Consider the following 13,483-nt stretch of genomic DNA (forward strand, 5'->3'; position numbering starts at 1 on the left):
CGGGTCAGAGATAGCGCGCTGGGCGCAGCGCCGTCATGACCTCGTCGAGCCTACCGGCGAGCACGGGCCCCTCCGTCGAGCCGTCCGTGAAGCAGGTGATCGCCGCCTCGAGGCAGGCGAAGGCCGAACCGACGACGGCTTGCAGCACCGCGTCGCTCCCGGGTCCTTCGCCGCGCTCGGACGCCCTGTCGTGGAGCGTCTGGACCATGCGCTTCTGCAGGGCCGAGCTGCGCTCGAGGTACGCGGCGAGCAGTGTCGGGCTCGAGCCGAGGAGTGCGTGCAGCGAGGCGATGCGCCCGCCGAGAGTCGCGTCGGCGCACTGGGCGACGACGACGTCGAAGACCGCGCGGAGCGAGTCCCACTCGCCCTCGTCGAGGGGGCGGGCGACGAGCCTGTCGATGAACATCTCAGTCTGCTCTTCGAAGCTGTCGAGCGCAGCGTCTTCCTTCGACGGGAAGTACCTGAAGAAGGTCCGCTGCGACATGCCGACGGCTGCGGCGATCTGGTCGACCGTGGTCGCGTCGAATCCTTGTGCTGTGAAGAGCGCGTCGGCGGCCTCGGCGATCTCCGAGCGCACAGCCGCGCGGGAGACGTCTCGCAGCCTGCTCGCAGTGGTCACGAGCACGACGATAGCAGCCGACGCTCTTGACAGTCGCTGACACCGGTGACGTACGCTGCTTTCACAGATGCAGTCGCCCGACGGAGTCGCGACCTCGCAGACCGCGCGCCGGGCAGCCCCGTGGCAGCCCGCGCGCCGACCGACCGACCGACCCCCCAGGCGACAAGGCACCCACATGACAGCCGACACCGGCACCCCCGTGCAGAAGACTGCCGACCCACAGGACGACGCCCTGCCCCGCGAGATCAAGATCGTCATCGGTCTGCTGCTCGTCGCGACCTTCGTGGTCGTCCTCAACGAGACGATCATGGGTGTGGCGCTGCCCCAGCTCATGGGCGACCTCGCGGTCTCGGCCTCGACCGCCCAGTGGCTCACCACAGGATTCTTGCTGACCATGGCCGTGGTCATCCCGACCACGGGCCTGATCCTCAAGCGCTTCTCGACCCGCTCGGTGTTCATCGCCGCGATGAGCCTGTTCAGCGCGGGGACGCTGCTCGCGGCGCTCGCTCCGGGCTTCCCGGTCCTGCTCGTGGGCCGCGTGGTCCAGGCGAGCGGCACGGCGATCATGATCCCGCTGCTCATCACGACGGTCCTCACCTTCGTGCCCGAGTCGCGCCGTGGCCGCACGATGGGGCTCATCAGCATCGTCATCGCCGTGGCCCCGGCCGTCGGGCCGACCTTCTCCGGGCTGATCCTCTCGGCGCTCAGCTGGCGCTGGCTGTTCCTCATCGTGCTGCCGATCGCCCTCGTGGCCCTCGCCCTCGGCGCGGTGTTCGTCAAGAACATCACCACGCCGCAGGCCGTGAGGTTCGACCTCGTGTCGATCGTGCTCTCCGCCCTCGCCTTCGGCGGGCTCATCTACGGGCTCAGCAGCATCGGCGAGTCCGCGTCCGGCCACACCCCGGTCAACCCCGCGGTGCCGATCGCCGTCGGTGTCGTCGCGCTCGCCCTCTTCGTGTGGCGTCAGCTGCTGCTGCAGCGCACAGACTCCGCGCTGCTCGACCTGCGCCCCTTCAAGCAGCGGTCCTTCGTGGTCGGCATCATCGTGCTGCTCGTCGCGATGGGGGCGCTGTTCGGCACGCTCATCCTGCTGCCGATCTACCTGCAGGACGTCCAGGGCCTCACGACCCTCCAGACCGGCCTCATGCTGCTCCCCGGTGGTCTGGTCATGGGTCTGACCGCGCCCTTCGTCGGCCGGGCCTTCGACAAGGTCGGACCGCGCCCGCTGGTCATCCCCGGGACGATGGTCGTCGCCCTCGCCCTGGCCGGTATGACGCTCCTCGACGAGACGTCGGGGCGCCCGCTGGTCGTCGCGGTCCACGTGGTGCTGAGCATGGGGCTCGGGCTGGTCATGACCCCGCTCATGACGTCGGCCCTCGGGTCCCTCGACAAGGCGCTCTACTCCCACGGCAGCGCTGTGCTCAACACGCTCCAGCAGCTGGCCGGTGCTGCCGGGACCGCGCTGTTCGTCGCGATCATGACGACGAAGACCACCTCCGGGGTCGAGGACGGGCTCGCTCCTGTCGACGCCCTCGCCTCGGGCATCCACGCGGCGTTCCTCGTCGGGGCCGGCCTCGCGCTCGTCGCCGTCGCCGCGTCGTTCCTCGTGCGTCGCCCGAAGAACGCCCCGGCGGGTGTCCCGGTCCACTGACGACCGACGACGGGCCCCGCTCCTGTGAAGGAGCGGGGCCCGTCGTGTGCGGCCTGACGGCCAGCGGCGGCTCGGCCCTCCCCGGACCCGGCCGCCACCGCCCGCCCGCCGCAGGTCAGCGGCGCGTCATCGCGCGGTCAGCGGGTCACCCCGCGGTCGTGAGCTCTCCGGGGTGCAGGACGACCTTCGTCCAGCCGTGCTCCCGGGAGTCGAACTTCTTGTACGCGGCCGGAGCCTCGTCGAGGGCCAGCTCGTGGCTCACCAGGAAGGACGGCGTGGCGACGCCGCTCGTGATGAGGTCGCGGAGCTGGCGGTTGTAGGCCTTGACGTTGGCCTGGCCCGTGCGCATGCCCTGGCCCTTGAACCAGAACGTGCCGTAGTCGAAGACGAGCTTGCCCTCCTTGGCCAGGTCGTCCTTGGCACCAGGGTCCTGGGGCAGGTAGACGCCGACCACACCGATCCCGCCGGTCGCCTTGACGACGGCGACGAGCTGGTTGAGGGCGAGCGTCGGGTCTTCGGTCCCCGAGGAGTCGTGCGCCTGGTAGCCGATCGCCTCGACGCCGCGGTCGACGCCGCGGCCACCTGTCGCCTCCATGATCTGCTCGACGGGGTCTCCCGCCGAGAAGTCGACGGGCGTCGCGCCGATGCTCGCCGCGAGGGCGAGCCTGTCCGCGTGCTGGTCGACGACGAACACCTCTGAGGCACCGCGGATCCTCGCGCTGTGCGCGGCCATGAGCCCGACCGGTCCGGCGCCCCACACCGCGACGGAGTCGCCCGGCTCGAACTGCGAGAGCTCGACGCCGTGCCAGCCCGTCGGGAAGATGTCGGAGAGCATCGTGTAGTCGAGCTCTTTGTCGGTGCCCTCTGGCAGGACGAGAGCGTTGAAGTCTGCCCACGGGACCCGCAGCAGCTCGGCCTGGCCGCCCGCGTAGTCGCCCATCGCTGCGAAGCCGAAGGCCGCACCGGCGGTCCCGGCCTGGTTGGCGCGCAGACAGAAGGCTGTCTTGCCCTGGACGCAGTGGTCGCAGGAGCCGCAGGCGATGTTGAAGGGCAGGCTGACCCTGTCGCCGACCTTGATGCGGTCCACGCCCTCGCCGACGGCCTCGACGATGCCCATGTTCTCGTGGCCGAGCACCCGGCCCGGCTCCATGTCGGTGCGACCCTCGTACATGTGCAGGTCAGACCCGCAGATGTTGGTCGAGGTGATCCGGACGACGGCGTCGGTGGGGCGCTCGATCGTCGCGTCGGGGACCTCTCTGACCGAGACGTCGAATGCTGCGTCGTACACGAGTGCCTTCATGGGTCGTCCTTCCGTGCGCCCCGGGGGACGCGGTTCGAGATCACGTGCTCTCCCCAGTCGACCGCCGACCCGGGCGTCTCGCAACAGGAGACCTCGCAGACCTCGCGATCCACCGATCGCGACCTCGCGACCTCGCGCCCTCGCCCCCTCGCGACCCGGTGCCCGCCGCTCGGCACTCACCAGGGCTGATGCCGCCCCCGTCAGGTGCGGCTGGCCGCGGCCTCCTGCGTGCCGAGCGCGAAGTTGTCCCGGAACACGCCCGTGGGGTCGTACCGGTGCTTGATCTCTCTCAGCCTCGCGAGGGTCGCGGTCGGGTAGGCGTCGAGCAGGCGCTCAGGGCGCTGGTCCGTCTCGAAGTTCGTGTAGAGCCCCGAGAAGTGCTCGGTCATCGCGTCCCAACGGGCGTCGAGCCTGTCGCGGCTCGCCCCGAAGGCCACCAGGCTGAAGCCCGCGTCGCGGTGCGCGTAGGCGGTCGCGTCGGCTGGGACGTCGGCCACGGCACCACCGACAGACCTGATCTGGAAGAAATAGCTCTGCCCGCTGCGGACGAGCGCCGCGGCGGCTCGGGCGAGCTCGGGGGTGATGTGGTCGGCCAGCGCCGAGCGCGTGACAGGTTCGCCCTGCCCCTGGTGGGGCCCGGGTGCCGGGAGTGCGACCACCTGGTCGTAGGTGGTGAGCCGGACCGACTGCTGGAGCAGCGGGGCGATCCGGGCGAGCGGTTCGAGCCTGTCGACGATGACCTCGGGGTCCGGAGACCCGACGACGGCCATGATCTGCGCGAGCGGCGGCTGCCCGGGTTGTGGGCGGCCCATCACGAGGAAGGCTGTGAGGTCGCGCGGCGAGGCCTCGACGACAGCCCCGTAGGCCTCGAGCACCTCGGCGGTGTCCGTCGCGTCGAAGACCAGCTGCGCGAAGCCGATCTCGCCGACCTCGTCGGCCTCGAGCTCGAAGGACGTGACGATGCCGACGCTGTGCCCGGCGCCCCGGACCGCCCAGAAGAGGTCGGTGTTCTCGGTGTCGCTCGCGCGGACCACCTGGCCGTCGGCCAGCACCATCTCGACGGCGCGGACGTGGTCGATGGTCAGCCCGTGCTCCCGGACGAGATAGCCGATGCCCCCTGAGGTCGCGAGACCCCCGACACCCACACCGCCGTAGTCGCCCGAGCTGATGGCCCAGCCGAGCGGCGCGAGCTCCCGCGCAACGGCGCCCCAGCGGGCCCCGGGGCCCAGTCGCACCCGACGGCTCTCGTGGTCGAGGACCTCGGTCTGGTCGAGGCGCCCGAGGTCGAGCACGATCCCGCCACGGTTGGTGGACCGTCCGCTGATGCCGTGCCCGCCGCTGCGGACCGCGAGCGGGACGTCGTGCGACCGCGCGAAGGCCAGGGCGTCGACCACCTCGGGGACTGTGCGGGGACGCAGCACGAGACCGGGCGACCCACCCCGCATGTAGGTCGAGCGGACGTCGCCGTAGCCGGCGTCGCCGGGCTCGACGGCGATCTCGACGAGTGTCTCCGGGAGGTCGTCGTACCGGATGCCGGGGTGGCGCTGGGCGCGGGTGCGGCTGGGCCGGACGAGGCCGGGCACGATCCCGGACTCTGCCCGCGCCGCGCTGACGGCCGCCCGCAGCGCCGGGGCTACGGTCTGGGCCACGCGCGACACCATTGCCGGGTCGTCGGTCTCGACGAGGAGCGTCGAGAACCCGAGACCGACGACCAGGCCGCGCAGCGCGAGGACGGTGTCTGCCGCAGCGTCGTCCTCGGGGCTGGTCCATCCTGGGTGCCCGACGACCGGTGCGGCGGGCAGCACGATCCGTCGGCGGACCTCGCGAGGGTCCCGGCCTGCAGCCAGCGCGGCGCGGTCGACGGCCGCGGACGCGGCCGCGAGGTCGGACGGGTCGATCTCGTCCCAGCGCACGCTCCACCCGTCGCCTGTGCGCCCCGCGACCTCGAGGGCTGCCGTCGACGCACCGGCGACCCAGATCGTGACCGCGTGAGCCGGGGCTGGACCACGAGGCGTGCCGGGCACGACGTGGTGCTCGCCGCTGTACGTGAGCGGGCCGTCGGCCCCCGTCGCCCACATGCCCCGGACCACGTCGACGGTCTCCTCGAGCGCTGTGGCGTCCTCGTCCTGCGAGGTCAGGGTGAGGTCGACGCGACCGCCCGAGAGCAGGTCGAGGCTCGCCGTCGCGCGGCCGAGGACCGTCGCAGGGCCCGTCGTCGCGTCGATCCCGGAGGGGGAGACGGACACGCGGCTGGTCACCCCGGCGACCCACGAGAGTGCCGTCCAGCCGTCGAGCCCGCCGTCCTGGGACGCGGGGGTGACGACGACGTCGAGCCCGGCCTCCTCCGCGAGCAGGGCGAGCGTGAGGTCGGGCTGGCCGGGCCCGGCAGGGATCTGCAGGCCGAGGGTCAGCGGGTGCGCGTAGTCCATGGTCTTCTCTCGTGCGGTGCGGTGCGGTGCGGTGCGGTGGTGCGTGCGTGCGTGCGTGGGAGGGCTGCGGTGCGGTCGACGCAGCGTGGCGACGAGGGGAGCGGGGCGGTCGACGACGCTCACGTGCTCGTCGGCGTCCGGCCCCTACCTGGCGTCGCCCGGACGCTCAGGCCGCCTGGGCTCCGGGCCCGCCCCACGCTCTGCGGCGACGAGCTCCCGCAGTGCCGGTGCGATCTCCTGACCGAGGACGGCGATCGCCCGCGGGTCGTCCCCGCCGAGGACGTAGCCGCTGAACCCGTGCTCGAGGGTGAGCGTCGCGAGCTGCTCGACCCACTGCTCGGGAGGCCCGACGAGCATCTGCTCGCTCGGTGCCGAGGTGAGTCGACCGGTGATGTTGAGCAGCCGCCGCACGTCGCCGGGCTGGCGGCCAGCGGCGCTCGCGGCCCCGTCGATGATCTCGTTCGCGTCGACGAGGTCTTGGATACTCTTCATGTAGGCGAGCGACGGCAGCCAGCCGTCTGCTGTCCGCCCGGTGAGCCGCAAGATGCGCGGCTTGTACGCGCCGAGCCAGATCCCCATGTCGTGAGCGGGCGCTGGCCCGCGCTTGGCCCCGTCGACCCTGTGGTGCGTGCCGTCGACGCGCAGCAGCGAGTGGTCGCCGGTGTCCCAGATCCCGCGGATGATCTCGATGGCCTCGCCGAGCGCCGTGATGCTCTCGCCAGGTGTCAGGCGCTCGCCGCCCATCGCGACGATCGCGTCCCAGAAAGCCCCGGCGCCGAGGCCGAGCTCGATGCGCCCGCCGCTGAGGACGTCGAGGCTCGCGGCCGCCCGGGCGACGACGGCCGGTGGTCGCAGCGGCAGGTTGAGCACGTTGGCCGTGAGCCGGATCGTCGAGGTGCGGGCCGCGAGGAAGGACAACAGCGTCCAGGTGTCGAAGAACCCCGGCTGGTACGGGTGGTCCTGGAAGGTCGCGAGGTCGAGCCCTGCGGCCTCGGAGGCAGCGGTGAGGGCGAGGACCTGCTCAGGGTCGGCGTTGGTGGGCGTGATGAACGACCCGAAGAGCAGGTCGTGGCCGTAGTCCGTCATGGGTCCTCGCTGTCGCGCCGGGATTAATCGTCTGACACACAGACGATATGCTCTTCAGATGAGTTGAGCAAGAGAGCATGTGGCTCGTAGGATCGCGTCATGGACACCGCACCCGTCGACACCACGGACCAGAGCCTCGGCTGGCCGCTCGGCGTGCTGCTCCGCGGCTACGAGGCCGTCGTCGGCACCGAGCTCGACGGTCTCCCGCACAGGCACCGCGGCTACCAGGTGATGCAGGAGGTCGTCCACGGCGACCAGCCCAGCCAGCTGGCGCTCGCGGTCCACCTCGGCATCGACCGCACGGTCATGACCTACCTCATCGACGACCTCGTCGCCGAAGGTCTGGTCGAGCGTCAGCCCAACCCCGCCGACCGCCGCCAGCGCAAGATCGTCGCGACACCGCTGGGGCTGACCCGCCTCGCCGAGACCTGCACGCGCGTCGCCGCGGCCGAAGAGCGCGTGCTCGGCGCCCTCGACCCTGGCGAGCAGGCCGCCTTCCGCGAGATGCTCTTGCGCGTCGCAGGCTCGGTGCGGGACGTCGACGACACGACCGACCCCTGCGCCGTCGCCGCAGCGACCCTCGACGCACAACCAGTCCCTGGCCGGGGCGACAGGGGCTGACGAGGCCACAGATGTCCGGCCTGGCGAGGATCGCGTCCCGGTCGGGGTCTGGTGCGTGCCGCCTTGCTCAGTGCATACCTGGCTGTGACATCAGTCTGACCGCCGTGGCCTCAGGACGACCCGTCGGTGCGGCGACCTGCCATCTCGTACCGAGCGCCATGCTCCCGCAGGTACTCCCGGAGGTAAGGGACGGCAAAGTCGACAAACCCGTGCCGAGTAGGGACGACGACGCCCGCCGCGATGAGTCGGGCGCGGTAGGTGGACGCGTAGTACGGGGTCACGCCCAGACGACGTGCTATCTCGCCTGTCGAGGACTCAGCCTCGTCGTGAGCCATCGCGAGGAGGTACGTACGGTCCACACCAGAGAGGTCCGCGAGCGCAGTCTCGTGGACCAGCGAACCCAGTCGCTTCTGCGCGGCTGGCACGCCGGCTCGGGTCGCGGCAAGGGTGATCCTGTCTCCGGTCGCCTTTCTCCAGACGTGGTAGCCGACGAGCTGGATCATGAAGGGGTACCCGCCCGTCGCCGAGGCTGCCTCGGCCAGTGCGTCGTCGTCGATCGTGCGTCCGTTCGCGATGACGGTCTCGCGCAGTGCGTCTGCGACGTGATCGAGCGGGACGTCATCCAGGTGAAAGCGGGTGGCTCGGCGGAGGAATGTGAGGACATCGTCGTTGAGCAGGTCCGAGACGGACGAAGGGAGCCCTGCCATGGCCAGGGCGATGGTCCGTTCCTCGCGGACCAGGTGCTGAACTGTGGCGGCGAGGTCGCGCAGGTCGTCTCGGGCGGCCGAGTGCACCTCGTCAACCGTGATCAGCAGACCTGACCCTCGGGCCTCGAGAGGATCGAGCAGCCTACCGAGGTCGTACCTCCAGTCGACGACCGTCGAGGGCGGCGCTGACACCGTGATCCCACCGCCGACCACGGGCAGGGTGAGGCCGGTGATCGAGCGGCGAGGGGCGGCCGAGGGGTCGACGTCTTCGAGCGCCCGTGTCGTGGCATGGCTCAGGCGCATCACCATCCCCGGTGTGGCGGTCTCCGAGAGAGTGACCCACCCCAGGCGCAGAGCCGCATCCCCGGCCTCGGTCCTCGGAGAACTGACAAACGCTTCCAAAGGCGAGAGCAGGCTGCTGCTCCGGGCTGTCTCGAGGCACGCGACCCCGTCTGCGAGCACCCGGTGACGGGCTCGTCGGGCAAGAGCCTCACAGCGTGCGCCGCGCCGCCCCCTCAGCCCACCCCCGACAGCGTCAGCGCCAGCAGCGCCACGTTGAGCGCGACGATCGCCAGCGCCACGCCCCAGGCCACGACGCGGGTCGCCGTCCCGTTGCGGTGCTCGCCCATGAGGGCCCGGTCGCTCGTGACACGCACCAGCGGGACCAGCGCGAAGGGGATGCCGAAGCTCAGGACCACCTGGCTGAGCACGAGCAACCAGGTCGGCGAGAGATCCGTCGCGAGGAGGACGAGCGCGGGGACCAGCGTGACGAGGCGCCGGGTGAGCAGCGGGACCCGGACCTTGAGCAGCCCCTGCATGATCTCGGCGCCGGCGTAGGAGCCGACCGACGTCGACGCGAGCCCCGACACGAGCAGCGCGACCGCGAAGGCGATGCCGACCACGGGTCCCAGGGTGTCCTCGATCGCGGCGTGCGCGCCCTCGATCGAGTCGACCCCGGTCCGCCCGGCGAGGGTCGACGCGGCCAGCAGCAGCATCGCGAGGTTCACGGTCCCGGCGAGCAGCAGCGCCAGGGCTACGTCCCACCGGGTCGCGACGAGCAGGCGGCGCAGCCCGGCGGGGGAGTGGCCGCTGCCGTGGCGGTCGCGGGCGAGGGAGGAGTGCAGGTAGATCGCGTGCGGCATGACTGTCGCCCCGAGCATCGAGGCGGCGATGAGGACCGACGACGTCCCCTCGAAACGCGGGACGAGCCCGCCGACGGTGCCGGCCAACGACGGCGGTGCGACGACGAGCCCGAGGCAGAACCCGACGGCGAGGATCGCGAGCATCGAGGTGATGACGGTCTCGAAGGTGCGCTGCCCGCGGCGCTGCTGGACGGTCAGGACGAGCATGGAGATCACGCCCGTGACAGCCCCGCCGAGGAGGAGCGGCAGACCGAACAGCAGGTGCAGGGCTATCGCGCCCCCGATGATCTCCGCGAGGTCTGTCGCGGCCGCGACGAGCTCGGCCTGTCCCCAGTACGCCAGCCTGGCCCGGCGCCCCATCCGCTCGGCGAGCACCTCGGGCAGCGACCTGCCGGTGACGAGCCCGAGCTTGGCGGACAGGTACTGCACGAGGACGGCCATCGCGTTCGCGACGACGATCACCCAGACGAGCAGGTAGCCGAGCTGCGCACCGGCCGAGACGTTGGCCGCGACGTTCCCGGGGTCGACGTAGGCGATCGCGGCGACGAAGGCCGGACCGAGCAGACGCAGGGTCGAGGGCCGCCGCCCTGACCTGCTGCCCGGCGGACGGGGAGGGGTGCCGACCGCGGTCGTGCCGCTGTCCTGCATGGAGGCCCTCCCAGTTTCGTCGGTGCGAACTCAGAGTGCTCCCATGGTCGAACTCTTGCAAGGCGGGCCATGGGGACGAGCGCGCTAGCGCAGCCCCCCGAGGGCGTCTGTGCAGGTGAGAGCGCCCCGCACAGGTCGCCGATCAGCCCGCCGACCGGGACCTTCGCCGCAGGTTGCGACCCGGGGTGCCGTACCATCTCTGGTTGACGCGAAGGATGGTCTGATGCAGAAGGTTCCTACCGTCTACGACGTCGCCGAGCTGGCCGGGGTGTCCATCGCCACGGTGTCTCGCGTCCTGCGCAAGCCGCACGAGGTCGCAGACGCCACCCGTGACCGGGTGAACGCGGCCGTCCTGGACCTCGGGTACGTGCCGAGCGGCAGCGCGCGCAGCCTCGCTGCCCGGCGCTCGGGCGCGATCGGTCTGTGCCTGCCCGACTTCGACGGGATCGACGAGGTGTCGGGTCTGGCCCCCGTGGAGTTCTCCGACGGCCGGGTGTCCACGGTCCTCGACCTGCCCGAGGACGTCGAGCTCGGCGACCACCTCTACATCTCCGAGGTCATGCTCGGCACCGAGATCGAGGCCTGGCAGCACGGCATGGCGGTGACCATCGCCGTGGCACGCGGCTCCCGCGGGTCAGAGATCTTCGACAACCTCGCCGGCCGGGTCGACGGGATCGTCACGCTCGCCCGCACCATCCCGGACAAGCAGCTCGCGCACATCGCGCGGCGCGTGCCTGTCGTGGTCCTCGCCGGGCCGCGGTCCGACGACGAGTACGACCACATCACGACAGACAACGCCGAGGGCATGCGCGTGATGACCTCCCACGTGCTCGAGGAGCACGGCGTGACCGACCTCGCCTTCGTCGGTGGACCTGCTGACTCCCCAGACGACGACGCGCGCTTCCGGGGTTTCTGCCAAGCGCTGCGAGCAGCAGGGCTGCCCGCGCCCGCGACCCCTGTCGCCCGGGGTGACTTCACGCGGGCCCAGGGCCGGTCGATCGGCCGTCGCCTCCTCGCGGAGGGACGGGTGCCGCGCGCCCTGGTGTGCTCGAACGACCAGACGGCGCTCGGCGTCCTCGACGCTCTGACCTCGGCCGGACGCCGGGTCCCCGAGGACGTCATCGTCACGGGCTTCGACGGGATCGACGCCTCGGAGGTCTCACGGCCGCGGCTGACGACCGTGTACCAGCCGATGCGCGACCTTGGCCGGGCGGCTGTCGACACCCTCCTGCACAGGCTCCGCGACTCGCAGATCCCGCCGCAGACCCGCACGCTGCCGGTCAAGGTGCTGCTGCGCGGCAGCTGCGGCTGCCTGCCGCCCGAGTCTGTCTGACCGACAGGACATGACCTTCGGCCCAGGTCCGGGCTCGGACGGTGGTGTACTGCTGTGCCCGTCTTCGCACATCTCACCCGCAGACGCATCTGGGACGCACGTCCAGGGTTTGCACAGCGCGATGTATGCGCATACATTGCTCAGGACAGCATTGATCACCGACGCGAGCCGCACAGCTGCGCACCGCCCGGTCGACGTGACGAAGAAGACACGAAGGAGAAGACAGCCATGACCGATGGCACCCGTCGGACGCGCAAGCGCCTGACCTCCGCGCTCGGGCTGGGCCTCGTAGCGGCCCTCGCCCTCAGCGCCTGTGCGGCCCCTGAGTCCAGCAGCAACGGCACGGCGAACTCGAGCTCGCTCATGCTCGCTGCCGACAACGGCTCACCGACGTTCACGCGCAACTTCAACCCGTTCGTGATCGAGAAGCGCAACATGTCGCTCATCATCAACGAGCCCCTCATGGTCGTGAACGCGCTCGACGGCAAGTCGACCAACTTCCTCCAGTCCGACTTCACCCAGCCTGACGCGAAGACGATCGTCTCGACCGTCCGCGAGGGCGTGAAGTGGAGCGACGGCGAGGACTTCACCGCCGACGACGTCGTGTTCACCTACACGATGCTCAAGGACTTCCCGGCCCTCGACACGACCGGCATCTGGTCGCGCGTCGAGTCCGTCACCGCCGAGGGCCAGGACGTCACGTTCACCCTCAAGGCCGAGGACTCCTCCGCGCCGATCATCGTGCTCGCCGTGCCGATCGTCCCCGAGCACGTGTGGGCCGACCAGGCTGACCCGGTCACCTTCACCAACGAGAACCCCGTGGGCACAGGCCCGTACGTGCTGGGCGACTTCAACGCCAACCAGTACAAGATGGAGAAGAACGAGACCTACTGGCAGGCCGACAAGGTCGCCGCCGAAGAGCTCGTCCTCCCCGCCGCGAACTCGCAGCTCGACGTCGTCAACAACGGCTACGACTGGGCCTACGCCTTCATGTCTGACGTGGAGAACACCTGGGTCGCAGCCGACGAGGGCAACCAGTACTGGTTCCCCGCCGGTGGCACCGTCGGCATCGCGCCGAACCTCACCAAGGCGCCCTACAACGACGTCAACTTCCGTCGGGGCATGTCGCTCGCTCTCGAGCGCGGCATCATCGCCGAGAACGCCTCCGAGGGCACCGTCGGTGCCGCGGGCCAGCAGGGTCTGCTGCTCCCGACGCAGGAGGAGTGGCTCACCGACGCCATCCCCGACGAGGGCATGGTCACCCAGGACACCGGTGCCGCCGAGGCAGCCTTCGCCGAGGCCGGCTACACCAAGCAGGGTGACAAGCTCGTCGACGCGCAGGGCAACCAGGCGACGATGACCATCACCACGCCGAACGGCTGGACCGACTGGCTCCGCGCAGTCCAGGAGATCCAGAAGCAGTACACCGCCATCGGCATCGACGTGAAGGTCAACCAGCCGCAGCCTGCCGCGTACTTCAAGGCAGTCCAGGACGGCGACTTCGACGTCGCGATGACGTCCTTCGGCGGCAACGGCTCGGTCTACCAGGGCTACTACAACCTCCTGAGCTCGGACTTCAACCGTCCGCTCGGAGAGACCGCTCCCTCGAACTACCAGCGCTACTCCAACCCTGAGGTCGACGCTCTCCTCACCGAGTTCCGCACGACCGTCGACGAGGCTCGCCAGAAGGAGATCGCCGGCAAGCTCCAGGAGGTCATGTACAACGACGTCCCGATCGTCTCGGTCTACTACGCAGGCCTCTGGGGCCTCTTCTCCGACAAAAGCTTCACCGGATGGCCCAGCGCGGAGAACCCGTACATGACCCCGACGCCCTACGCGGCATCGGCGCTCGTCATCCTCACCACCATCAAGAAGGCTGACGGCTGAGAGGCCTAGCCCCTCGAGACCGCTGACGTCCTGGTCTCTGCACGACGTCAGCGGTCTCAC

9 protein-coding genes and 1 pseudogene are annotated in these 13,483 nt (G+C 70.6%); 4 read left to right on the top strand and 6 right to left on the bottom strand.

All coding sequences use genetic code 11. From position 1 onward, the window contains the following. Window positions 1-4: 4 nt before the first annotated feature. Window positions 5-619, bottom strand: a complete 615-nt coding sequence (locus SANBI_RS03090; protein ID WP_162246168.1) for a TetR family transcriptional regulator — start codon at window positions 617-619, stop codon at window positions 5-7. Window positions 620-794: 175 nt separating this feature from the next. Between SANBI_RS03090 and SANBI_RS03095 the strand changes: the two genes are divergently transcribed. Continuing rightward, window positions 795-2,270 (top strand): MDR family MFS transporter, encoded by a 1,476-nt coding sequence (locus SANBI_RS03095; protein ID WP_319158831.1) that lies wholly within the window; start codon window positions 795-797, stop codon window positions 2,268-2,270. A 454-nt stretch (window positions 2,271-2,724) separates the two neighbouring features. On the opposite strand, the pseudogene SANBI_RS03100 reads toward SANBI_RS03095, so the two are convergent. The 3 genes and pseudogenes from SANBI_RS03100 to SANBI_RS03110 all read right to left on the bottom strand — a co-directional run. Continuing rightward, a pseudogene (locus SANBI_RS03100) lies at window positions 2,725-3,570 on the bottom strand (alcohol dehydrogenase catalytic domain-containing protein); the annotation flags it as partial. A gap of 200 nt (window positions 3,571-3,770) precedes the next feature. Continuing rightward, window positions 3,771-6,122 carry an LLM class flavin-dependent oxidoreductase gene (locus tag SANBI_RS03105; RefSeq protein ID WP_319158835.1) on the bottom strand — a complete coding sequence of 784 codons (2,352 nt, stop codon included), beginning with the start codon at window positions 6,120-6,122 and terminating at the stop codon, window positions 3,771-3,773. Window positions 6,123-6,143: 21 nt separating this feature from the next. Beyond that, window positions 6,144-7,085 (bottom strand): LLM class flavin-dependent oxidoreductase, encoded by a 942-nt coding sequence (locus SANBI_RS03110; RefSeq protein ID WP_319158837.1) that lies wholly within the window; start codon window positions 7,083-7,085, stop codon window positions 6,144-6,146. A gap of 99 nt (window positions 7,086-7,184) precedes the next feature. Here SANBI_RS03110 and SANBI_RS03115 point away from each other — a divergent pair, with 99 nt between their 5' ends. Further along, window positions 7,185-7,706, top strand: coding sequence for a MarR family winged helix-turn-helix transcriptional regulator (locus SANBI_RS03115; protein WP_319158839.1), 522 nt, complete (start codon window positions 7,185-7,187; stop codon window positions 7,704-7,706). Window positions 7,707-7,816: 110 nt separating this feature from the next. Here SANBI_RS03115 and SANBI_RS03120 read toward each other — a convergent pair whose 3' ends face one another. Further along, complete coding sequence (locus SANBI_RS03120) at window positions 7,817-8,815, bottom strand: ATP-binding protein (protein WP_319158841.1); 999 nt, start codon at window positions 8,813-8,815, stop codon at window positions 7,817-7,819. A 113-nt stretch (window positions 8,816-8,928) separates the two neighbouring features. Further along, complete coding sequence (locus SANBI_RS03125; protein ID WP_319158843.1) at window positions 8,929-10,203, bottom strand: Nramp family divalent metal transporter; 1,275 nt, start codon at window positions 10,201-10,203, stop codon at window positions 8,929-8,931. 223 nt (window positions 10,204-10,426) lie between these two features. Here SANBI_RS03125 and SANBI_RS03130 point away from each other — a divergent pair, with 223 nt between their 5' ends. Both SANBI_RS03130 and SANBI_RS03135 read left to right on the top strand, forming a co-directional pair. After that, window positions 10,427-11,536: a LacI family DNA-binding transcriptional regulator gene (locus SANBI_RS03130; RefSeq protein WP_319158845.1), complete on the top strand. Its 1,110-nt coding sequence runs from the start codon at window positions 10,427-10,429 to the stop codon at window positions 11,534-11,536. Between the two features lie 228 nt (window positions 11,537-11,764). Beyond that, on the top strand, window positions 11,765-13,423 hold the full coding sequence (locus tag SANBI_RS03135) for an ABC transporter substrate-binding protein (protein ID WP_319158847.1): 1,659 nt from the start codon (window positions 11,765-11,767) through the stop codon (window positions 13,421-13,423). Window positions 13,424-13,483: the final 60 nt, after the last annotated feature.

This window comes from Sanguibacter biliveldensis, assembly GCF_033798665.1.
GTDB lineage: Bacteria > Actinomycetota > Actinomycetes > Actinomycetales > Cellulomonadaceae > Sanguibacter > Sanguibacter inulinus.